Origin of the sequence: Ornithinimicrobium sediminis, from assembly GCF_021272345.1 — a bacterium.
Classification (GTDB): Bacteria; Actinomycetota; Actinomycetes; order Actinomycetales; family Dermatophilaceae; genus Ornithinicoccus; species Ornithinicoccus sediminis_B.
This window is the reverse complement of record NZ_JAJSDQ010000009.1, coordinates 70,312-90,642: the sequence shown is the minus strand read 5'-3', so window position 1 is coordinate 90,642 and position 20,331 is coordinate 70,312. Positions and strand designations below refer to the sequence as shown.

The 20,331-nt window shown below is 71.4% G+C and carries 21 protein-coding genes; 10 read left to right on the top strand and 11 right to left on the bottom strand.

Annotation, left to right across the window (positions count from 1 at the left end; all coding sequences use genetic code 11):
- From LVO85_RS15455 to coaE, 3 genes are all read left to right on the top strand, one after another.
- A partial coding sequence (locus LVO85_RS15455) for a DUF3418 domain-containing protein (protein ID WP_232748393.1) occupies positions 1–545 on the top strand: 545 nt, incomplete at its 5' end.
- Positions 546–625: 80 nt separating this feature from the next.
- Positions 626–1,000 (top strand): YkvA family protein, encoded by a 375-nt coding sequence (locus LVO85_RS15450; protein ID WP_232748392.1) that lies wholly within the window; start codon positions 626–628, stop codon positions 998–1,000.
- Between the two features lie 62 nt (positions 1,001–1,062).
- Entirely contained in the window at positions 1,063–2,211 is a 1,149-nt protein-coding gene (gene coaE / locus LVO85_RS15445; protein ID WP_232748391.1) for a dephospho-CoA kinase, read from the top strand.
- A gap of 64 nt (positions 2,212–2,275) precedes the next feature.
- On the opposite strand, the gene LVO85_RS15440 is transcribed toward coaE, so the two are convergent.
- Together LVO85_RS15440 and LVO85_RS15435 are read right to left on the bottom strand one after the other, a co-directional pair.
- On the bottom strand, positions 2,276–2,872 hold the full coding sequence (locus LVO85_RS15440) for a hypothetical protein (protein ID WP_232748390.1): 597 nt from the start codon (positions 2,870–2,872) through the stop codon (positions 2,276–2,278).
- A gap of 45 nt (positions 2,873–2,917) precedes the next feature.
- A complete protein-coding gene (locus tag LVO85_RS15435; RefSeq protein WP_232748389.1) occupies positions 2,918–5,062 on the bottom strand; it encodes an alpha/beta fold hydrolase in 2,145 nt (714 codons plus the stop codon).
- Between the two features lie 92 nt (positions 5,063–5,154).
- Between LVO85_RS15435 and LVO85_RS15430 the strand changes: the two genes are divergently transcribed.
- Entirely contained in the window at positions 5,155–6,111 is a 957-nt protein-coding gene (locus LVO85_RS15430; protein ID WP_232748388.1) for a PAC2 family protein, read from the top strand.
- A gap of 1 nt (position 6,112) precedes the next feature.
- Here LVO85_RS15430 and LVO85_RS15425 read toward each other — a convergent pair whose 3' ends face one another.
- Entirely contained in the window at positions 6,113–7,147 is a 1,035-nt protein-coding gene (locus tag LVO85_RS15425) for a hypothetical protein (protein ID WP_232748387.1), read from the bottom strand.
- A 98-nt stretch (positions 7,148–7,245) separates the two neighbouring features.
- On the opposite strand from LVO85_RS15425, the gene LVO85_RS15420 reads away from it, so the two are divergent.
- From LVO85_RS15420 to LVO85_RS15405, 4 genes are all read left to right on the top strand, one after another.
- Positions 7,246–7,974 (top strand): EcsC family protein, encoded by a 729-nt coding sequence (locus LVO85_RS15420; protein WP_232748386.1) that lies wholly within the window; start codon positions 7,246–7,248, stop codon positions 7,972–7,974.
- A 68-nt stretch (positions 7,975–8,042) separates the two neighbouring features.
- Positions 8,043–9,143, top strand: coding sequence for a DUF4192 domain-containing protein (locus tag LVO85_RS15415; protein ID WP_232748385.1), 1,101 nt, complete (start codon positions 8,043–8,045; stop codon positions 9,141–9,143).
- Between the two features lie 70 nt (positions 9,144–9,213).
- The gene (locus LVO85_RS15410) at positions 9,214–9,624 is read left to right on the top strand and encodes a universal stress protein (protein ID WP_232748384.1); all 411 of its coding nucleotides are present in this window, start codon (positions 9,214–9,216) and stop codon (positions 9,622–9,624) included.
- Between the two features lie 323 nt (positions 9,625–9,947).
- The gene (locus LVO85_RS15405) at positions 9,948–11,672 is read left to right on the top strand and encodes an RNA polymerase sigma factor (RefSeq protein WP_232748395.1); all 1,725 of its coding nucleotides are present in this window, start codon (positions 9,948–9,950) and stop codon (positions 11,670–11,672) included.
- A gap of 34 nt (positions 11,673–11,706) precedes the next feature.
- Here the strand turns inward: LVO85_RS15405 and LVO85_RS15400 are convergent, their stop codons facing one another.
- From LVO85_RS15400 to LVO85_RS15390, 3 genes are all read right to left on the bottom strand, one after another.
- On the bottom strand, positions 11,707–12,987 hold the full coding sequence (locus LVO85_RS15400) for a hypothetical protein (protein WP_232748383.1): 1,281 nt from the start codon (positions 12,985–12,987) through the stop codon (positions 11,707–11,709).
- Between the two features lie 472 nt (positions 12,988–13,459).
- A complete protein-coding gene (locus LVO85_RS15395; protein ID WP_232748382.1) occupies positions 13,460–14,089 on the bottom strand; it encodes a hypothetical protein in 630 nt (209 codons plus the stop codon).
- A gap of 100 nt (positions 14,090–14,189) precedes the next feature.
- Positions 14,190–14,501, bottom strand: coding sequence for a CBS domain-containing protein (locus LVO85_RS15390; RefSeq protein WP_232748381.1), 312 nt, complete (start codon positions 14,499–14,501; stop codon positions 14,190–14,192).
- 366 nt (positions 14,502–14,867) lie between these two features.
- Between LVO85_RS15390 and LVO85_RS15385 the strand changes: the two genes are divergently transcribed.
- Positions 14,868–15,038, top strand: a complete 171-nt coding sequence (locus LVO85_RS15385; protein ID WP_232748380.1) for a hypothetical protein — start codon at positions 14,868–14,870, stop codon at positions 15,036–15,038.
- A gap of 6 nt (positions 15,039–15,044) precedes the next feature.
- On the opposite strand, the gene LVO85_RS15380 is transcribed toward LVO85_RS15385, so the two are convergent.
- The 4 genes from LVO85_RS15380 to LVO85_RS15365 form a co-directional block, all read right to left on the bottom strand.
- Positions 15,045–15,839: a DUF3152 domain-containing protein gene (locus LVO85_RS15380; RefSeq protein ID WP_232748379.1), complete on the bottom strand. Its 795-nt coding sequence runs from the start codon at positions 15,837–15,839 to the stop codon at positions 15,045–15,047.
- A 30-nt stretch (positions 15,840–15,869) separates the two neighbouring features.
- Positions 15,870–16,388, bottom strand: coding sequence for an ANTAR domain-containing protein (locus tag LVO85_RS15375; RefSeq protein ID WP_232748378.1), 519 nt, complete (start codon positions 16,386–16,388; stop codon positions 15,870–15,872).
- Positions 16,389–16,568: 180 nt separating this feature from the next.
- The gene (locus LVO85_RS15370) at positions 16,569–17,291 is read right to left on the bottom strand and encodes a hypothetical protein (protein ID WP_232748377.1); all 723 of its coding nucleotides are present in this window, start codon (positions 17,289–17,291) and stop codon (positions 16,569–16,571) included.
- Positions 17,292–17,432: 141 nt separating this feature from the next.
- Positions 17,433–17,678: a hypothetical protein gene (locus tag LVO85_RS15365; protein ID WP_232748376.1), complete on the bottom strand. Its 246-nt coding sequence runs from the start codon at positions 17,676–17,678 to the stop codon at positions 17,433–17,435.
- 401 nt (positions 17,679–18,079) lie between these two features.
- On the opposite strand from LVO85_RS15365, the gene LVO85_RS15360 reads away from it, so the two are divergent.
- Complete coding sequence (locus tag LVO85_RS15360; protein ID WP_232748375.1) at positions 18,080–18,622, top strand: hypothetical protein; 543 nt, start codon at positions 18,080–18,082, stop codon at positions 18,620–18,622.
- A 125-nt stretch (positions 18,623–18,747) separates the two neighbouring features.
- Here LVO85_RS15360 and LVO85_RS15355 read toward each other — a convergent pair whose 3' ends face one another.
- Positions 18,748–20,196 carry a S1 family peptidase gene (locus LVO85_RS15355; protein WP_232748374.1) on the bottom strand — a complete coding sequence of 483 codons (1,449 nt, stop codon included), beginning with the start codon at positions 20,194–20,196 and terminating at the stop codon, positions 18,748–18,750.
- Positions 20,197–20,331: the final 135 nt, after the last annotated feature.

Here is a 20,331-nt window from a genome sequence, read left to right as displayed (position 1 = left end):
TGCCGGGCGCCACCGTGCGCTCCCCGGAGGACTTCGACCGGGCGCTCGCCGGGGTGCGCCAGCAGACGACGCCGCGCGTCATCGAGATCGTGGAGCACCTCGTGCCCGTGCTGGACACGGCGCGGCAGGTGTCGCTGCAGCTGTCCCGCGTCACCGCCCCCGCCGCTGCCGGGCTCGTCGCCGACCTGCGCGTCCAGCTCGCGGCGCTGGTCCGGCCGGGGTTCGTCGCCGACACCGGCTACCGCCGGCTGCCCCGGCTGGTCACCTACCTGCGAGCGATGGCCGAGCGGCTCGACAAGGGTGTGCAGGACCTGCGGCGGGACACCGACCGGATGGAGCAGGTGCACGTGGTGGAGCAGGAGTACGCCGACTTCGTGGCGGCCCTGCCGCCGCACCGCCGTGGTGACGCCGACGTCCGGGACATCGGCTGGCAGATCCAGGAGCTGCGGGTCTCGCTGTTCGCGCAGCGGCTGGGCACCCCGCAGCCGGTGTCGGCCAAGCGGATCTACGCCGCGATGGACGCCGCGGAGGACCGCCCGGCCTGAGGCCGCGGTCGGTGCGGGAACCGATCCGGCCGGTTGCGCGTCATACAGGTCGCACGATCCCGCAGCACGAAGGAGACACCATGGCTGGCACCGCCACCCGTCGCACCTGGCGCTGGGGCGCCCTCGCCACCGTCGCCACCGCCGCCCGCTCGGCCGACAGCCCCGCCGGTCACAGCCTGGGCACCCGCCTCGGCGCACTGCCCCGCATGGTGCGCGCCATCCGCCGGGGTGAGTACGCCGGGGCCGACATGGCCAAGCTGGCCATGATGCTCGGTGCCGTGGGGTATGTCGTCTCGCCGGTCGACCTGTTCCCCGAGGCGATCTTCATGGTCGCCGGGCTCGCGGACGACGCGATCGTCGTCGGCTGGCTCGCGGTGACCCTGGTGCGGCTCACCGACGACTTCCTCGACTGGGAGGCCAACCGGGACGCGGTGCCCGGCGAGGTCATCCGCTGAGCCGACGCCACCACCCGGCGTCTCAGGGGTATGCCGGGTGGTGGCGGGCCTACAGTGGGGCCATGCTGCGTGTGGGGCTCTCCGGGGGCATCGGCTCGGGCAAGTCGACCGTCTCCGCGCGCCTCGCTGAGCACGGCGCGGTGGTCGTCGACGCAGACCGTCTCGCCCGGGAGGTCGTCGCCGCGGGGTCGGCGGGCCTGGCCCAAGTCGTCGCACGCTTCGGCACAGGCGTGGTCGCCGCCGACGGCACGCTGGACCGCGCCACCCTGGGGGAGGTCGTCTTCGGCGACCCGCAGGCGCGCCGCGACCTGGAGGCGATCACGCACCCGCGCATCGCCCGGCGCACCGCCGAGCTGGTCGCCGCCGCGCCCGCGGACGCCGTCGTCGTGCACGACGTGCCCCTGCTCGTCGAGAAGGACATGGGCGCCGCCTATCACCTCGTGGTCATCGTCGGCGTCGGCGAGCAGGAGCGGCTGCGGCGGCTGGTCGACCAGCGGGGGATGGACCCCCAGCAGGCACGCAGCCGGATCGACAGCCAGGCCGACGACACCCGGCGCCGTGCTGCCGCCGACGTGTGGCTCGACAACCACGGCACCGTCGAGGAGCTCGAGCGGCAGGTGGACCTGCTGTGGGGCGGACGGCTGGTGCCCTTCGAGCACAACGTGCGCCACCGGGTCGCCGTGCGCGTGACCGACCGGCTCCCGGTCGACGAGGCCGACCCGACCTGGCCGGCGCAGGCAGCCCGGCTGAGCGCCCGCCTGCGCCGGGCCCTCGGCGAGACCGCCGTGGCGGTGGAGCACGTCGGCAGCACGGCGGTGCCGGGGATGCCGGCCCAGGACGTCATCGACCTGCAGGTCGTGGTGCCCGCACTGGCGGCGGTGGACCAGCCGGAGGTGGCGACGGCGCTGGCGGACGCGGGCTTCCCGCCCTACCCCGGCCGGTGGCGGGACACCGTTCCCGGTCGCGACGGGCCGGCCACCTGGGACCGGCGGGTGCACGGCCACAGCGACCCCGGTCGTCCCGCCCGCGTGCACATCCGTCCGGTGGGCAGCCCGGCCCGCCGGCTGGCCGTGCTCCTGCGCGACTGGGCGACGGCAGACCCCCGGGCACACGCCGACGTGGCGGCCACGTGGGAGCCGTGGCCCGGGCATGCCGTCGAGCGGGCCGAGGCGTGGGCACAGGCGACCGGGTGGAGGCTCCCGCAGGGGTGAGCGCGCCAACGAGCTGCGCAGGGCGAGGTGTGCAGTGGCGCGGCGCCCGGAAGGTGTGCGGCGCTCAGGAGTTGTAGGGCGGAGGGGGACCCTGGTAGCCGGCCGGGCCGCGCACGGCGTTCTTGGACTGCGAGCGGCCGATGAGCCACAGCACCGCGCCGAGCAGCGCCAGGGTCACCCCCAGACCCATCCCGATGACCCCCGCGAAGGCGACGAAGGCGCCGCCGAGCAGACCCTCCAGCCCCACGGGCGGGATCAGCGTCGCGGCCGATCCCTGACAGTCGACCGTGTGCTCCCCGCCCTGGGCCGCCTCGAAGTCGGCCACCACCAGGAAGCCGGCCACGCCCCACTCCGAGGACAGGTCACCCGAGCCCCGCAGCGGCACGTCGCTGCCGTCGGGCCCGGTCACCGAGCAGTCGGGCACCGGCGACTCGGTGGACTCCTGCACGATGCCGCGCACCTCGCCGGCCTGCAGGGTCACCGTCGTCGGGCCGATGATGGCCCGGGAGTCCTCGAGCCCCTCGGCGTTGCGGGCCAGGCCGACACCGCTGATCACCGTGGCGATGAGCGACACGACCCCCAGGGCCAGACCGATCCAGAAGAGCGCGCCACCCCAGCGGCGCAGTCCACGGCCGGGTAGTGGTGCTGAGGAGTAGGACATGGCGTGCGCCCCCCGATCGGTCCGGGCCACCGGGCTGGTGACCGCTCAGTCGTCGTGCTCATCCGATCCTGCCACGGCCTCGAGCTGCGCGGGAGTGGCCGGGGTGCGACCGAGCACCGCAGGCAGCTCGGCCGGCTCCTCGCCGAGCACGTGCTGGGCCAGGAAGCCGTTGACCACGGCATACCAGACCTTGGCGTGCTGCGGCGCCATGATCCAGTGGTTCTCGTGCGGGAAGTAGAGGAAGCGGTGCGCCGTCGAGCCGTCCTCCGCCGCCGGCAGCCCGGAGTGGGCGAGCAGGTCGTACCAGAGCCGCAGGCCCTCGCCGATCGGCACCCGGTAGTCCTTGTCGCCGTGGATGACGAGCATCGGGGTGACGATGTCACCGACGTGCAGGTGCGGGGAGTTGGCCAGACCCATCTCCTCGGTCATCTCCCGCTGCCAGTAGAAGGCCGCGTCGGTGGTCTGGCCGAAGCCGTCCAGGGCCCACAGCGACGCATGCGTGACGACGGCCTTGAACCGGTCGGTGTGCCCGGCGATCCAGTTGGCCATGTAGCCACCGAAGGAGCCGCCCATGGCCGCGGTGCGCGTCGCGTCGATGTCCTCCCGGGCCTCGACCGCGTCGGTGACCGCCATCAGGTCGGTGTAGGGCGCCTTGCCCCAGGCGCCCCACCCGCGCTGGATGAAGTCCTGGCCGTAGCCGGTGGACAGCGCCGGGTCCGGCAGCAGCACGGCATACCCCTGGGCGACCATCAGCCACGGGTTCCACCGCCACGTCCAGGCGTTCCACGAGCCCAGGGGCCCGCCGTGCACCCAGAGCAGCAGGGGAGCGGGGCCCGCGGAGTCCGGCAGCGCGAGCCAGCCGCGCACCCGCACGCCGTCGGCGGTCGTGGTCTCCACCTCCTCCAGGCGCCCCGGCAGCTCCGGGCGCTCGACCGGGCCGGACAGCCGGGTCACCTCGCCACCGGCGAGGTCGATGCGGACCACCTCGCTGGGGTAGGTGTAGCTGCTGCGCAGGCCGTAGGCGACGGTGCCGTCGGGCGCGACGACGACGTCGCTGTAGGTCGCGTCGTCGTGGGTGACCTGGGTGACCTCGCCGGTGGCCACCTCGATGCGGAAGACCGGTCCCCGGCCGTCGTCGTCGGCCACCACGAGCACGGCCGAGCCGTCGGGCAGCCAGGCGACCGGCCGTGACCATCGGTCCCACTCGTGGGCCAGCGGAGTGAGCTCCCCGCCGGCCAGGTCGAGCACCGACAGGCGCGGATGCGGCGCCCGCTGCGGGCTGCTCTTGGAGTCGGCCACCACCACGGCCCTGGCGCTGTCCGGGCTGATGAGCGGGGAGTAGAACTCCCCGTCGGGGTCGTCCAGCACGGTCGTGCGGGTGCCGTCGGCCAGGTCGATGCGCACCAGTGCCGTGTGCTGGTCGCCGCGTGCCTGGAAGACGGTGACCGGGGTCAGGGCGAACGTGCCGTCCGGGCTCACCGCCGGCGTCTGCTCCTCCAGGGCCCGGCCCAGACCCTCGGAGACCAGGCGCAGGCGCAGCGGCGCCTCGTGGTCGACCGTGGTGGGGCCGGTGGGCTCTGTCGCCTCCGGGTCGGGCTCGGCGACGAAGAGCGCCGGGTGCGACGGCCCCAGGTCGTGGTCCCAGAACCGTATGGGGTAGCCGTCGTGCAGGATCGCGTCGACCGAGGCGTCCTTGCGCACCGTGCTGAGGGCCTTGTGCTCGGTCTCGGTGCGGGCGCCGGCCATGAGCCCCGCGGACACCAGCGTGCGCTCGGCGTCGCGGGCGCACAGCACCCCGCCGACCCCGCCGGGCCGGCTGAGCACGACCCGTGCCTCGCCGCCGACGGCGGGGATGCGCCACAGGGCGGGGACGGGCTCGTCGCCGCCCTCGGCGGCGTCGGGGTCGGGGCGTGCGGAGGTGAAGTAGAGGTCCCCGTCGTGCGAGAACGCCGCGCCGGCCTCGCCCTTGGCGCTGCGCGTGAGGCGGAAGGCCGGCCGGGCCCCGGTGGGGTCGACCTCCCACAGCGCGCTCCCGTAGCTCGTCCCCTTGGGCCCCAGCGTGGAGACCGTGGTCACCAGCCGTGAGCCGTCCGGGGACAGGGCCAGCCCCGACAGCCGGGGGACCGCGACATACCGGTCCAGGTCGTGGAAGACGGTGGGTGCTGCCTGCGCGTCGTCACCAGAAGTCATACGGGCCTGTCTACCACCGACCCCCGACGGAATCAGTGCGTGGTGGCCGGCGTTGCACCCCGTGACAGCCGACCCCAGCAGGAGGAGCCCAGGTGACCACACACTCGAGCCTGTTCCGTCTCGAGAGCGACGTGCAGCAGCAGCCACCGCACGTGCCGCTGCTGCACCTGTCCATCGACGGCTTCATCGACGCCGGTGGCGTCCGTGACCAGATCGCCGACCACATCCTCGGCACGCTGGAGCACCGTGTCGTGGCCTCCTTCGACGTCGACCAGCTCATCGACTACCGCTCGCGCCGGCCGGTGATGACCTTCGACTCCGACCGGTGGGTCGACATCGACGAGCCGAGCCTGACGCTCTACCGCGTGGAGGACTCCACCGGCACGCCCTTCCTCTTCCTGCACGGCGTCGAGCCCGACTACCGCTGGGAGGCCTTCGTCGAGGCGGTCCACCAGCTGTGCCTCGCCTTCGGCGTGCGCACCGTCGTCTCGGCCCACGGCATCCCGATGGCCGTGCCGCACACCCGGCCGGTGGGGATGACCCGGTTCGCCAGCGACTCCTCGCTGATCCCGGGCAACCAGGCCATCTTCGGCCAGGTGCAGGTGCCCGGCAGCGCCGAGTCGCTCGTGCACCTACGGCTGGGCGAGGCCGGCCTGCACACGATGGGCCTGGCCGTGCACGTGCCGCACTACCTGGCCGAGGCGACCTACGGGGACGCCGCCGTGGCAGCCCTGACCTCGCTCGCCGAGATGACGCGGCTCGAGGTGCCCAGCGACGCGCTGGTCGCGACCGCGGGGCTCAACCGCGCCGAGATTGCCCAGCAGATCGCGGCCTCTTCCGAGATCGGCGAGGCCGTCGCCGAGCTGGAGAAGCGCTACGACCAGTTCCTCGAGGGCCAGCGTCGGCGCAGCCTGCTGGCGGCCCAGGTGGCCGACCTCCCCTCGGCGGACGAGATCGGCGCGGAGTTCGAGGAGTTCCTGCGCTCGGCGGCCCCTGACGAGGGCGACGACGGGACCGACGAAGACCCCGACCCCCAGGCGCACGGCTGACTCAGCGCGGCGGCCCCGGCGGCGTCCACGTCGGGCCGTAGCCCAGGCCGGAGGACGGCTCGTCCCCCTCGTCCGAGCCGTAACCGAGACCTGAGGCGGGCCGGTCCTGCGCGTCGCCGTCGCCCTCTGCGGACGCGTCGTCGTCGCTCGCGGGTGCCGCAGGCCGCTGTGGCTCGGTCACGTCGTCCTCGTCCTGCTGCTCCGAAGGCCGAGGGGGTGGGTCGGCCCACGCACCCTGGCCGTAGGGCACGGGCTGGGTGGGCTCGGCCACCGGAGGCACGGAGCGGTAGGGGCTGCCCGACGGGGGAGGCGGGGGCCCGGCCGGTGCGGCGTAGGGGTCCTGCCCGCGGTAGGGCGGCTGCCCGCCGGCAGGCGGACCGTAGGGGTAGTCCTGCGGCTGCCCGCCACCGGGCGGGTAGCCCGGCCCCGGGTAGCCGGGGGTGTAGGCGGTCTGGTCGTCGGCGCCGAGCCGGTATGCCGTCGAAGGCTGCGCGGCGGAGGCGCGACGGCGCAGCAGCAACGCAGCGAGGCCCAGGGCCAAGGCGAGGGCCAGCAGCACGGCACCCGCACCGAGGCCGAGCGGCCCCGTCACGCCTGACGCCGTGGTGGTCGGTGCGGAGGGCCCGGCGTAGACCGGCTCGTCCGTGCCCTGGCAGGTCACCTGGTAGGTGCCCGCGGACAGGTCCTGCGGGCTGCGGGCCACCTCGAAGAAGTCGGCCCCGGCCACGTCCACGGCATACGCGCTGACGGGCCGCTCGAAGACCACCTGGCCCGAGCGTCCCTCGGCCGTGCAGACGGTCTGCTCGCGGGCGGCGTCGCTGCGGGCGTAGACCGACATGCCGCTCTCGCCCACGCGCACCGACTGGCCCGGGTTGAAGCCCTGCATGTTCGGCGTGGCGACGTTCGCCAGCCCGACGGCCCCGAGCACCACGAGCACCAGGCCGAGCAGACCGAGGACGACGGCGAGGATGCCGAGGGCCGTCGCGGTGCCGCTGCGGGGACGCGCGGCCGCCGTGGCCGGCTGCTGGTAGCCCATGGCGGGAATCTAGCGCACTGCCGTTCTGCGCCGCCCGCCACGCGATGGCAGGATGAGGGCGGCCGTCCGGCCACCACAGGCGACGTCAGGAGGGCGACGTGGGCATCTTCGGGTCGAAGGACAAGCAGGACGATGACGCTCAGGAGGTCGCGTCCCGCGAGGACGCGAAGGAGCACGACGACGGTTCGTGGGGCAACCGGGTCGCCCTCGGGGTGGTCGCCCGGATGGTGGGCTACGGCATCAACGGGGTCGGGCCGCTCGACCCGGTCGCCGAGGTCGTCGAGAGGGCCCGCGCGAAGCACACCGACCCGGAGAAGGTGATCGACGAGATCTGCTCCGACCACGTGCGCCTCGCCGCCGGTGGTGGCTTCGTCACCGGCGTCGGCGGCATCGTCACGATGCCCGTCGCCCTGCCTGCCAACGTCGTCGGCTTCTACGTGCTGGCCGGGCGCATGGTGGCTGGGCTGATGACCGTGCGCGGCTACGACGTGGACGACCCGGCCACCCGCACCGCGATCTCGCTGACCCTGGTGGGTGCCGACCCCAACGAGATCCTGCGCAAGGCCGGCGTCCCCGGCGGGAAGATGGCCCAGATCGCCCTGGACCGGGTGCCGAACGCGGCCCGTGCCGTGATCAGCAAGGGCGTGGGCTTCCGCCTGGTCAGCCAGATGGGCGCACGCTTCCTCGGGCGGCTCGGCCGTGCGGTGCCCCTGGCCGGTGGCGTCATCGGCGCGGGTCTGGACGGCTACCTGATGGGGCGCCTGGCCGACCACGCGCGCGCCGAGTTTCCACAGCGTGACGAGGTGCCGGAGCTCACGCAGGCCTGAGCCCGAGGTTATCCACAGATAGCTTCCGGGCGGCTCCGCGGGCTACGCGGTCCCGCCAGGGTGGGGTCATGACGACCACAGGGGGAGCCCGCAGCGGCACCGCATACAGCACTGTCCGAGGCACGGCCGAGAGCATCGTGGCCCTGCCCTACCAGCTCGGCTACCAGCCACAGCACTCGCTGGTGATGGTCTGTCTCGAGCAGCGGCCAGGGCGGCCGGGCTCGGGGTTCGTGACGCTCACGGCACGCGTCGACCTCGCACCGGAGCGCGAGAGCGTGACCGACGCGCTCGCCGTCGCGCTGCGGCAGGCGCGGCCCGACGTGGTGCTGCTCATCGCCTTCGAGGAGGGCGACGACGACGCCACCGAGCTGCTGCGCGCCGCGGAGGCGCTCGCTCAGCGGGAGGGTGCCGTGGTCGACCGCGCGGCCCGGGTGCGCGGGGGGCGCTGGCTGTCCCTGGACGAGCCGGACGGCTCCCAGCCCCACTGGCGTGAGCTGCCGGCCGCGGAGGACGTGCCGGTCGTGGCCGACTTCGTGCTGCAGGGCCGCAGCCCGCTGCCGGACCGGCAGTCGCTCTGCGACGCGTTCCGGGCGTTCCGCCCGCTCGTCGCCGCGGCCGCCGAGGAGGACCTGCGTCTGCGCTGCGACGCCGAGGCCGTCCCGTGTGACGCCGAGTCGGCCCTGTCCCTGCTGGGGGAGGTGCTGCGTGAGCAGGGCAGCGGTATGCCGGAGCTGTCGCCGGCCAGGGTCGTCGACCTGGCGCTGCTCCTGCACGACGTGCTCATCCGCGACGCGGTCCTGGCCGTGCTGGCGCCCGGGCTGCTGCGGCTCAGCGACCTGCCGCCGGAGTGTGGGGGTCTGGCCCGGCGGACGCTGCCCGTGCCGGAGGAGGTCGACGACCATGCCTGCCGGCGGGTGGCCATGCTGACCTCCGTGGTGCCCGCCGTGGTGGCGCCGCCGTTGCTCAGCGTGTGCGGCTACCTGGCCTGGTGCAGGGGAGAGGGCACGCTGGCCAACGTCGCTGTCGAGCGTGCCCTGGCGGTCGACCCGGACTACTCCCTGGCACGTCTGCTCGACGGCGCGCTGCAGCACGCGGTGCGCCCTCCGCGCGGTCGTCCGGGGGCCCGTGCCGGTGCGGGGGACGCACCCGGGTGCCCTCCCGCCGCCTGAGGGTCGCACAACCGCGGCGCCGGTGTAGCCTCAAGCCGTCTGCGCTGAAGCCGTCCGAGAGGGAGTATCGATGTCCATCGTCGTGGGATACGTGCCGACCAAGGAAGGGCGAGCCGCCCTGAGCCGGGCCGCGGAGGAGGCACGACTGCGCGGGCGCAAGCTCATCGTGGTGAACTCCCACCGCGGGGGGCGCGAGTTCGACGGGGACGAGGCGCGACGGTTCGACGAGCTGCTCGAGACGCTGGAGAAGTCGCTGGACGAGCAGGGTGTGGCGCACGAGGTGCGCACGCTGGTCCGCGGCAACGACCCGAGCGAGGACCTCATCGCCGCGGCGGAGGAGAGCGACGCCGACTTCATCGTGATCGGCCTGCGCCGACGCACCCCGGTCGGCAAGCTGATCCTGGGGTCCAACGCGCAGCGCATCCTGCTCGACGCGTCCTGCCCGGTGCTGGCGGTCAAGGCTCCGGTCGACGGCGACTGAACCCTGCTGGGGGCTGTCTCCGCAGGTCAGAGCACTAAGGTTTGCTCCGGGCAGTCCCGGGGGAACAGAGCATGCCCTCTCAGGGTTTTATAATGGTGGCGGAAGCCGATCGGTGAGTGAGACCGGTCCCAGGTCAAGACCCCTCATCCCCGCTCTCGGGTGCCCCGTGCACCCGCGACGTGAGCCCGCCGTCCTCGACACCCGCGTCAGTGCAGCCCTGCCGCAGAAAGTAGTTGGTGCCACCCGTGTCATCCACAACGGCCACGACCGACTCGTCCTCCTCGGGGGCCGACCTGCCGAAGGAGTTCGCCGACCCGGCCTTGATGGAGCTCTACGCCCAGGGCAAGGACCGCGGTTTCCTGATGCTGGCCGAGGTGCGCGAGGCGCTGGAGAAGGCCGAGCTGCCCAAGAAGGGGCAGACCAAGGTGCTGCGCACCTTCCACGACAGGGCGATCGAGGTGCGTGAGGACGAGACCTCCGCGCTGCCGAGCACCAAGCGACCGCGCAAGACCACGGCCAAGCGCGCACCCGCCCCGAAGGCCCCCGCCCAGAAGGACGCGCCGCAGGCCGAGGGGGATGCGGCCGACACCGAGGAGGCGCCGGCAGCGAAGAAGGCCACGGCTCGGACGTCGGCGGCACGCAGGACCGCCACCGCCAAGACCACGACCTCGGCGAAGGCGGCTCCCGAGGAGGCGCCGGCCGACGAGGCAGCGGACGCGTCCGCCACGACGGGCACGACGGCGAAGAAGACGGCCACCAAGCGCACTCCCGCCAAGAAGGCTCCTGCCAAGAAGGCCGCGGCAAGCACGGACGGCACGACACGTCAGGCCGCCGAGACGGCCGCAGGCACGAAGAAGACCGCGGCGAAGAAGACCACGACCCGCAAGACCGCGGCAGCCAAGAAGGCCGAGGCGGCGGCTGCTGCTGCCCCCGCCGGCGAGGGCGCCGACGGCGAGGAGGGCCCCGACGAGGACCTCGAGGTCGACCCAGACGCGCTCGCCGAGGCCAAGGAGGCGCTGACGGTCGGGGCCAAGAAGCCCGCACAGACCGAGGCCAAGCCCGAGGGTGAGGACGACAGCTTCGTGCTGTCCTCGGCCGACGACGACGACGCGCCTGCCCAGCAGGTCGTGACCGCCGGAGCCACCGCCGACCCGGTCAAGGACTACCTGAAGCAGATCGGCAAGGTCGCTCTGCTCAACGCCGAGCAGGAGGTCGAGCTCGCCAAGCGCATCGAGGCCGGCCTGTTCGCCGAGGAGCGGCTCAACTCCGGTGACAAGATCGACGCCAAGCTCAAGCGCGAGCTGTGGTGGATCTCCCAGGACGGCAAGAACGCCAAGAACCACCTGCTCGAGGCCAACCTGCGCCTCGTGGTCTCGCTCGCCAAGCGCTACACCGGTCGCGGGATGCTGTTCCTGGACCTGATCCAGGAGGGCAACCTGGGTCTGATCCGCGCGGTCGAGAAGTTCGACTACACCAAGGGCTACAAGTTCTCGACCTACGCCACCTGGTGGATCCGCCAGGCCATCACCCGGGCCATGGCCGACCAGGCTCGCACCATCCGCATTCCCGTCCACATGGTCGAGGTCATCAACAAGCTGGCCCGCGTCCAGCGCCAGATGCTGCAGGACCTGGGCCGCGAGCCCAGCCCGGAGGAGTTGGCGGCCGAGCTGGACATGACGCCGGAGAAGGTCGTCGAGGTCCAGAAGTACGGTCGTGAGCCGATCTCGCTGCACACTCCCCTCGGTGAGGACGGCGACAGCGAGTTCGGTGACCTGATCGAGGACTCCGAGGCCGTTGTCCCGGCGGACGCCGTGTCCTTCACCCTGCTCCAGGAGCAGCTGCACTCGGTGCTGGACACCCTGTCCGAGCGCGAGGCCGGCGTGGTCTCGATGCGCTTCGGGCTCTCCGACGGCCAGCCCAAGACGCTGGACGAGATCGGCAAGGTCTACGGCGTCACCCGCGAGCGGATCCGGCAGATAGAGTCCAAGACCATGTCGAAGCTGCGACACCCGTCCCGCTCGCAGGTGCTGCGCGACTACCTGGACTGAGCCACCGCCCGCCGGTGTCCTGGTGCGCCCTCGCTCACCGCGGGTCGTCGGCGTGCCAGCGCTCCATGTGGTGCGCGTGCGTGGAGAGGTAGGCGCCGGGCCGGTAGTGGGTGTCGTAGAAGTCGGTGTCGAGGTGCACAGCCTGCACGTAGCCGGTCAGGACCATGGTCGTGAACGTGTTGGGGAACTTCCCGTAGGTGTCGTAGACGTACTGGGCGACCTCGCCCAGGCAGTCCATGAACTCCTCTGAGTATGGGGTGACGCCGCGCTTGACCGCCTCGGTGTCGCCCCAGGCGCCCGGGGTGCTGGGGTCGTAGGCGCCGCGGGGCCCGAACTTGCGCTCGGTGAAGACGGCTACGGCCTGGCGCATGTCCGTCACGTACGGCGGGCACAGGCCCTCGATGTGGCCGTCGAGCCCGACGGGGTTGGGGAGGACCCACCGTGGGTCTGTGACGAACCGGAACCCGAGCCCCCGGATGCCGCTGTCCCCGAAGGCTCCGAGGACGCTCCAGCGGTTGAGGCCGCTGAGGTACAGGCCGCCCAGCCCCATGGCCTGCATCATGAGCACCATGTTGTGGCCGACGAAGGCCAGCTCGGCGACGTTGGCCTCGTAGGCCATCTGCTGCAGAACGGTCAGCGGGATGCGCTTGTCCTCCTCCAGGAGGCCGCTGCGGACGAAGGGCGCCAGGTCACCGGCGGGACGACCTGCGACGTCGTCGATGAGCATGTTGCCGTTCGCCAGCGCCATGGCCATGAACCCGAGCACCTGCTCGCTGGCGTCGGCCACGGGCATGAAGAGGGTCGAGCCTGGTGTGTTGGCCATCCACAGGTTCGGTTCCAGCATGTGCGGGGGCGCCTGGGGGAGGTCGAGGCGTCGCTCGGACAGCCGTTCTGTGTGCGTGCGGACGGTCCGGACCATGGCGTCGAGGGCCTCGCGGCTGTCGTCGCCCTCCAGAGGCAGGTCGGGCAGGGCGTCACGGGTGTTGGTGAAGTACGTCCCGGAGTCGTCGGTGGCGAACAGCGTCGGTGTGCCGATCCCCGCTGCGGTCGGCGCCGTGCGACCGGTGAACCTCTGCGTGTAGTGGGCATGCTCGTGCGGCCGGTCCGGTCCGTACGGCACCCCGAAGCTCCACCCGGTGACGCCGGTCGCGGCCGCCACGAGGATCGTGCGTTCGAGCTCCGACAACGGCATCGGCTCCGCCCGAGACCGGTAGGCCAGAGGACCCGAGGGCATCTCCATACCGAGGCCGAAACGTCGCGAGCGTCGTCCTGCGATGGCGTCGACGAGGGAGAAGTCGCTCAGTGGTCCTTGCATCGGTGCTCCCGTTCGACCCCGCTGGATCACGGGGTCATGTCACCGTACGCCCGGAGCACCGATCGGTCCAGGATGCAGGTCGTGGCCTGCGGCACCGGTCGGCAGGTCGAACGCCGTGCTTGCCGGCGCGATGGGAGGGGCGGCAGAGCTGGTGGGGCAGCCGGCGACGCGGTTCCCGCACGAGGTGATCGCCGCTGAGCTGCCCGGCACGTTCGAGGTACAGACGATCTCGTGGAACTGGGCGGACGGGTCGGGCGCCGGCTTCGAGCCAGCCCGGCATCACCCCCGAGAAGGCCTACCGCGCGGGCAGGAGCTTCAGGAGGACCACCTCACCCGGTCCACCGACGCCCGTCTGGTCGTGGCCAGGACAGCAGGCACTTCATCTACTACGACGAACCGGAGGTCGTGATCGAGGCCGTCCTGGACGTGGCCGGGACGGGCACGGGCTGAGCCGCGCAGTGGCCCAAGGACTTCAGCTGGTCCTGGACAGTGCCCCCTCGACCACGTATCTCGAGGCGTAGCATCCCTGTTCCGTGTCTGGGCTGTCGGTGTCCTCGACGAAGGTGAACGTCATGGTCGTCCAGACGAGTCGACCGTCGACCTCCTCGGACTTCTCCATCGTGAGCTCGTAGCTGACGTCGCTGTGGAACGTCCCGTAGACGTTGCCGGCCTCGTCGACGCAGTCTTCTTCGTAGGACCCCTCGGAGGTCGCAGTCCATCGGTCCTCCGCTCGCTCCATCGTCCAGGTCGGCTCCACCTCCTCGGGGTAGTGCAGCAAGACCGAGTCGTGCTGGACCGTGCACTGGTCCGAGTCGTCGCAGTCACCCCGCAAGGTTACTTCTGCCTCGAAGTCGGCCCCGACCACACTCCCCGCGTCCTCACCGTCGGGTGCCTGGGTGCTGTCCTCCAGCACGGTGAACGTGCCGGAGTAGGTGCCCTCGGCCACGGGGGAGCGGACGTCCGTCCCGGTCGGTGTGGCTGTCTTCGCCGACGTGCCTGTGCCAGTGGACGTGGTCGTGGTCCGCTGGTCCTCACCACACCCGGTGACTCCGACGACAGCGCTGAGCCAGAGGGTGAGGCCCAGCCTCGTGCGACGATGCATGCCGGGCCCCACCTTCCACTGCTGTCCGGTGCCAGGATCGTAGAACCGCTCTGGGGTTCCGGCACCTCGTGCGCGCCTACCCGGGGTTGAACACCCTGTCTTAGGAGACGGAGCGCCGCGGGAGGTCTGACGCGCTGACCGTGCCCGGCAGTTCGCCCTCGATTGCCTGGACGAGGCGGTCGATGCCCTCACTCGGAGACGCAAGGCCCTGGGCGACCGTGCCGACGGTGGTCGTGGCCAGGTCCATGCCGTCGGCCGCAGCCTCCACGACGAGGTCGTGTGCGGTGAGTATGCCGATGAGCTCACCACGGGGTGAGAGCACCGGAAGGGCACCGACGCCGTGGTCACGCATCAGCCTGGCCGCCTCGACCAGCGGCTGGTCCTCGGTCACGCTGTGCATCCGGGCAGGCATGGTCCCTTCACCGTCCCTGCGCTCCTGATCTGGAGCGGGCGGAGGGGCTGGGGCGTTCGAGCGGTCAGTAGGCCCCACCGGACGACCCTCCCGCCACGCCTCCGGCGATCCCGCGGACTTCAGGGCCCGCGTCAGTGCACCACCGGGTTCGGTGAGTCGCGCCAGGCCGGATGCCAGCCGTCGGACCTCGCGCATGGTGCCCGGCAGCTCTTCCATGACGCCGGGCGTCGCCCGCGACAGCGAGCCGAGGAGGCGGGGGACGAGCAGGATGGAGTCGGCAAGGTCACGGGTCAGAGACGTGGCGGGCTCGGGCTCGTGACCTGCTGGCCGAATCCGCCGGGTGGTCATGAAACTCCCTGTGAGGGTATGCGGGTCACCTGCCGCCCCCACCCTGTCCCGGACACACCGGGTCGGCAACCGGACCGGTCCCGCGCCGAGCGCCAGGGCGACGACGAGCTGGTCGAGCTCTTCACCAAGGCACAGGCCGACAGCAAGAAGGGTGCCGAGCGGGGCAGCCAGCTGCTGGCCACGCCATGATCTACCTCACTGCAGGGCGCCGCGCATCGCAGAACGAGTCTGTGGGCCGACGACTCCGTCGACGAGAATCCCCTGCGAGCGCTGGAAGTCGATGGTGGCCTGCTCCGTGATAGGCCCGAAGACACCGTCGACGGCGATGTCGTCGCTGCGCACCTGGTTGAGCTGTGCCTGCCACTCGGCGACGGCAGGGCCCCGGTCACCCCACTCCAGGAGGCTGAGGAAGGAGCTGACACCCTGGACCTCCGCCACGGCGCGCTTCTCCGACCACAGCGGCCAGGTGGTGGCCTCGCACCCGTCCAGGCTGATGGACTGCTGCTGCATCACCGGGGCGGCCGCGCCCGATCCCGGGCACCCCCAGTGTCCGAGGCCCAGCCAGTGTCCTACCTCGTGGTTGATGACGTAGTGCCGGTAGCTGTGCAGGTCTCCGGTCCAGGACGCGGTCGCGGTGTTCCAACGCTCCTCGTTGATCAGGACTCGGTCACCCACTCGGCAGCTCCACGTGGCGCTGCACCCGGGCGCAGCCGCATCCACCGCGGCCGGCGTCGCGAGCACGATCCGCATGTCAGGGTCGGCGTCGGAGCTCACCTGTGTGTAGGAGATGCCCCCGTCCAGGATCCACCCTCGGCCATCCGTCAGGTTGCTGCGCGTAATCGCCGCGAATGTCCCGACATCGCTGCTCACAGCACCGCTCGTCTCGATCGAATAACTGAACGTGTGAGCAGAGGCCGAACCGGCGGGAAGGGCGGTCAACCCGAAAGTGGTCAAGGCGACTGCTGCAATCTTGGCGCAGATGCGGCGCATTGCATCCTCCTGACTCGTACGGCGTCCTTGTCAGTCGTGCTGTGCCCTTCCGTCCAGCATATTGACCCACAAAGGTTGGTCAACCGCGCCGGGAGTGCCGGATAAGCGGCCCGGACTGACAATGACGGATGCCCTGAGCGCAAACAACAGGGTGACAGTTTTGCTTTGTCGCACACCCCTTGTGGCGTTGTGACCTCGCCCGACGCTCTGGTCGCCTGGAGCGCGCAACGGCCGGATGGGGCGGACCGGCGCGGTCCCTGCGGGTGCTAGTGCGCCGGCTGCTGCTGTGCAGAGTGGGACAGACCACGGGTCTCGACGAAACTCTGAGCGATGTCGAACAGCTTGCGGGTTCCCGTCCCGGGACAGACGACGCAGGACGGCGAAGGCCAGCTCGTCGTCCAGGTCGAACTGCACCATGATGATTCCCAGTGCCTTGCCGATGGTGGTGTGTCCGTCGACCGCGATCGTCAGGTTCTCGATCCGCTGCGCGGCCGCCACCACCAGCGCTGCGTTGACAGCCAGCAACCGAGCCAGGTCCTCGGAAACCACCTGCTCGTGCTACCACGCGGCGCTGATACAGGGCCCTTCACCGAGCTCCACCTGCAGCTGGTCACCGCGGCGGACAACCTGCGCCTCGCGCCGCGGCACGCTTCCCGGCCTCGCCTGCACCACGGGCGAGGGCCCCGCATCGTCGTGGGACGACCGGGGCCCTCGCGAGGCAGTGACGGCTCAACGGCGGGTGGGCCGACGGCGCTCGACCGCGACCTCCTCGTCCCGGTTGATGACGCTGCGCGCACCGGCGGCGCCGGCGAAGGCAGCGATCAGCGCGCCGATCAGCGCACCTGCGAAGGCCCACCAGGCGCCTCCGGCGATGTCGTCGGTGGCAGCCTCGACCTCCTGCTGCACCTCGTCGAGGTCTCCCTGGGAGACGGTGTCCTCAACCTCACCGGCTGCGTCCTCCACGTCCTGGCCGGTCGTGGTGGTGGTCTCAGCCGCAGTCTGGGCAGCAGTGCCGGCGATGTTGCCTACGGCACCCAGCAGGCTGGAGCCGAGCCACCCGGCGAGCACGAGGACCGCCAGCATCGAGGTGGCCCAGGCGAGGAAGCCGTGCAGCAGACCGGCTCGTGCCGCCAGAGCGCCGGCGACGTAGCCGGCTGCGGCCAGCGCGATGGCCAGTGCGATGACGCTCCAGATGCCGGCTGCCGCTCCTGACGTGCCCTGAAGGCCCATGGCTGCCGTCGCGATGTTGAGCAGCAGCGTCAACGCCAGGAACGTCACGACGCCGGCGAAGATAGCCCCCCAGGACACGTTGGAGCCAGCACGGCTTCGCTCGGTGCCGATGAAGGCCTCCTGGGTGCTGTGGTCGTCGTGTGCAGGACGCGTGTCGAGCGATGTGGCCCCTTCGTCGTCCAGGCCCGCACCGCGGTGGGTTCGGTCATGAGAAGCGGTCATGGAATCAGTCCTTGGGTAGGAAGAGGGTGTGCCCTCTCTTTCACTGTCACTGATCGGGTGGGATATCGCCCGGTGAACAGCCACACACTCGGCAAGACGAATTCCATGGCAGCACGCGCACCCTCGTCTGACAGCCGTGTTTCACGGCAGGTAAAAGCCGCGCACCTCGGTGATCGTGCTGACACCGTCCACGTTGGTGACCTGGATCTCGAACAGCGTGTCCGCGGCGACCGCGTCCTCCAAGGTGCCCGCCTCCAGCTTCGGTGATCCCCCCACGAGCAGCAGCACCTCACTGTCCGGCAGCACCGGCAGTGTGCGGATGAGCGGGTTCTCGTTGCGGATGAAGTAGTCGTTGGGGCACGCCCTCCTCGTCGGGGCCGATGACACCCGCCTCTCGTGCCGCGTCGACAGCCTCCCGGGACGAGATGGGCTCAGCCGTCCTGGTCTCAGTCACCGTCACGGTGCGGGTCCCCTCGCTCTCCACGAACGTGCCCTCATCCGTGCCACAGGCCGCCAGCACGACCAACCGTGGCCGCGAGGGCGACGAGGGCCCGCGGTGCGGCCACGAGGGCCTGTGGTGGCGGGCTCACGTCCCATGTGCACGGTGTGCCCCTCCAGGACTCCTGCGGAACAGATTGGAGCTCTGCGTTCAGCGAGGAGGGGCCGACGTCGTGCCTCCGTGTCCGTCATCACCAAGAGAGGGGGTGGTCGTTTGAGATGGCCGCTGCGGCAGTCGGACCGCACGATGGAGGTTCTACATGGAGGTTCCACCGACAGGAGAGGACAGCATGAGCAGCAACAGCACCATGATCCGGTCCATGCACGACCTGGGGCTGGCCGCGTGGTTCGGCGGCTCCCTGATGGGAGCGGTCGGCCTCAACGGTGCGACCGGCCAGGCTCGCGACCCGCAGGAGCGCACCCGGCTCTCCTCGTTGGGCTGGGCACGCTGGACGCCGGTCCAGGTGGCTGCCGTGGGCATCCACACCATCGGCGGCCTGGGCCTCATCGCCGACAACAAGAAGCGTCTGGCGGCGGACGCCGGCACCGCGGCGAACACCAAGGTCAAGCTCGGGCTCACTGTCGCCGCGGCCGGTGTCACCCTGTACTCCGGGGTCCTCGGCGGCAAGGTCGCACGCATGCAGGAGGAAGGTGCCGAGGGCGCGACCGAGCCGTCGCGGACTGCTGACTCCGAGCTCGCCTCGGCGCAGAAGCAGCTCAAGGCGCTGCAGTGGGCCATCCCGGCACTCACCGGTGTGCTCATCGTCCTCGCAGCGCAGCAGGGCGAGCAGCAGCGTGACGCCCGCGGACTGCTGGACAAGCTGCGGCGTTGAGACCCGCCTGACGCCGTCCACGACGGGGCAAGGGGTCCGCGGTGCTTGCGCACCGTGGACCCCTTGGCCGTTGGGTAGCACCCGACCCGCCCCCAGACAACGGTGCGAGTCTCGTTCGCCGGGTGCTAGCGCAGGATCGCGGCCAGGGTCCGGCCCTCGGCCTTGCGGGTCAGGGACATCGCGAACTTCGCCAGCTCGGCGGAGTCCTTGCCGCCGACACGGTCCAGCACGGCGGCCATACGCTTGACGTTGGCGAGGTCGTCGCGCGTGACCTTGTGGGCGAGGACGTCGTCCGTCGTCACACTCCCGCGCAGGGGTTCCAGCAGGGCAGCGGTCGCACGGCGACCGTCCGTGTCCCTGAGCACCTTCACGGCCAGCACGCGGTGGCGCTGAAGCAGGTCGACCAGCTGCTTGCCGCGCTTGAGCTCGCTCATCCGCGCCTCGACCGCGCGAGCGAACGACCGCACCCGCCGCGGGCGGTACCACCGCACCGGCAGACGCGGGCCGGCCGTGATCCGCGATGCGTCGAGGTCGAGGCGACGGGACGTGGTCGCGGAGAGCATGGACGGGGCCTCGACCTCGCGGTCCGAGTCTCGCCGGAAGAGGGCGTCGATGAACTGCTGCAGGGTGCCCGAGCACACCGTCGTCAGGTCCATGTCGTCGAAGACCTCCCGGATGGGGTGGCCCACACCGTCGTCGCCGGCGCCGCCCCAGTGCAGGCCGACGACGCGGCGCCAGCCGCTCCCGTCCGGGTGGTCCCTCTCCAGGTAGAGCGACCCGGAGTCACCGCCCATGGAGAAGTCGTTGCCGTCACCGTCGATCCACAGGTCGTTGTTCGAGCCGTAGTGCCCGCTGTCGTAGTCGATCAGCTCGACGATGCCGCAGGTGAGCCCGGTGGTCTGGCCGGTCTTCTGCACGACCATCCCCACTGTCGCCTCGGCGATCTCGTAGACCCCCGGGCCGCCGCACTCGATCTCGTAGGCGGCGACGTCGCGGTCGACGGGGGCGGCGATGGACACGTCGAGGGTGCCGGAGCGGACGACATCGGCGATGCGGTCCGCCGGGAGTGCGCCGCCGTCGAAGATCGACGGTTGGCTGATGTCGGTCCCTGCGGTGCCTCCGAAGACGTGGTCGTTGGAGATGACCACCGCCTGGTCGGTGACTGTGTCCCAGACCCAGCCCCCCAGCGTGCCGCCGGTCGACACCGAGGTCGGCGGCCCACCGCTGAACCCACCGGGCACGGGGCGCACCCGGTCCTCGAGGTCGGTGCTGCACGAGCCGCAGGAGACCTCCGGCACGGGCACGGGCCGCTCGACCACGTCGACCGGCACCTTGACATCCTGCCCCTCGCGGTCGACATACGTGACGGAGGCGGGCAGCAGGCGGCTGGGCTCCACCCGGTCCTTCGCCGACTTGGTCTGGACGTGCACGACAATCGCCAGCTCGTCGGTCCGCTTGCCGTCGCGCCGTCGGTAGCCGATGCCGATGCCGTGGACGTCGGGGTTCTCGAGCAGCTCCTTGCCGAACCGTGCCTTGGCTTCCCGGACTCGTCGCAGTTCGTCGTCGTAGGCCATGCTGGCTTCCCTTCGTGGTCATGTGCGTGTGTCCTGCCAGAGCGACCCGGCGGGTGCCTGATACGAAGAAGTGCAGGCTGGGGGGCTCGTCCGAGCACGGACAAGCCGGGCCACCTCGCGTGAACCTCGGTCCTC

Excerpts from the sequence above, each read along its gene's own strand:
- LVO85_RS15450 (WP_232748392.1), top strand. The coding sequence starts at position 626 with ATGGCTGGCACCGCCACCCGTCGCACCTGGCGCTGGGGCGCCCTCGCC.
- coaE (WP_232748391.1), top strand. The coding sequence starts at position 1,063 with ATGCTGCGTGTGGGGCTCTCCGGGGGCATCGGCTCGGGCAAGTCGACC.
- LVO85_RS15440 (WP_232748390.1), bottom strand. The coding sequence starts at position 2,872 with ATGTCCTACTCCTCAGCACCACTACCCGGCCGTGGACTGCGCCGCTGG.
- LVO85_RS15435 (WP_232748389.1), bottom strand. The coding sequence starts at position 5,062 with ATGACTTCTGGTGACGACGCGCAGGCAGCACCCACCGTCTTCCACGAC.
- LVO85_RS15425 (WP_232748387.1), bottom strand. The coding sequence starts at position 7,147 with ATGGGCTACCAGCAGCCGGCCACGGCGGCCGCGCGTCCCCGCAGCGGC.
- LVO85_RS15415 (WP_232748385.1), top strand. The coding sequence starts at position 8,043 with ATGACGACCACAGGGGGAGCCCGCAGCGGCACCGCATACAGCACTGTC.
- LVO85_RS15410 (WP_232748384.1), top strand. The coding sequence starts at position 9,214 with ATGTCCATCGTCGTGGGATACGTGCCGACCAAGGAAGGGCGAGCCGCC.
- LVO85_RS15405 (WP_232748395.1), top strand. The coding sequence starts at position 9,948 with ATGGAGCTCTACGCCCAGGGCAAGGACCGCGGTTTCCTGATGCTGGCC.
- LVO85_RS15400 (WP_232748383.1), bottom strand. The coding sequence starts at position 12,987 with ATGCAAGGACCACTGAGCGACTTCTCCCTCGTCGACGCCATCGCAGGA.
- LVO85_RS15395 (WP_232748382.1), bottom strand. The coding sequence starts at position 14,089 with ATGCATCGTCGCACGAGGCTGGGCCTCACCCTCTGGCTCAGCGCTGTC.
- LVO85_RS15390 (WP_232748381.1), bottom strand. The coding sequence starts at position 14,501 with ATGCCTGCCCGGATGCACAGCGTGACCGAGGACCAGCCGCTGGTCGAG.
- LVO85_RS15385 (WP_232748380.1), top strand. The coding sequence starts at position 14,868 with ATGCGGGTCACCTGCCGCCCCCACCCTGTCCCGGACACACCGGGTCGG.
- LVO85_RS15380 (WP_232748379.1), bottom strand. The coding sequence starts at position 15,839 with ATGCGCCGCATCTGCGCCAAGATTGCAGCAGTCGCCTTGACCACTTTC.
- LVO85_RS15370 (WP_232748377.1), bottom strand. The coding sequence starts at position 17,291 with ATGACCGCTTCTCATGACCGAACCCACCGCGGTGCGGGCCTGGACGAC.
- LVO85_RS15360 (WP_232748375.1), top strand. The coding sequence starts at position 18,080 with ATGAGCAGCAACAGCACCATGATCCGGTCCATGCACGACCTGGGGCTG.
- LVO85_RS15355 (WP_232748374.1), bottom strand. The coding sequence starts at position 20,196 with ATGGCCTACGACGACGAACTGCGACGAGTCCGGGAAGCCAAGGCACGG.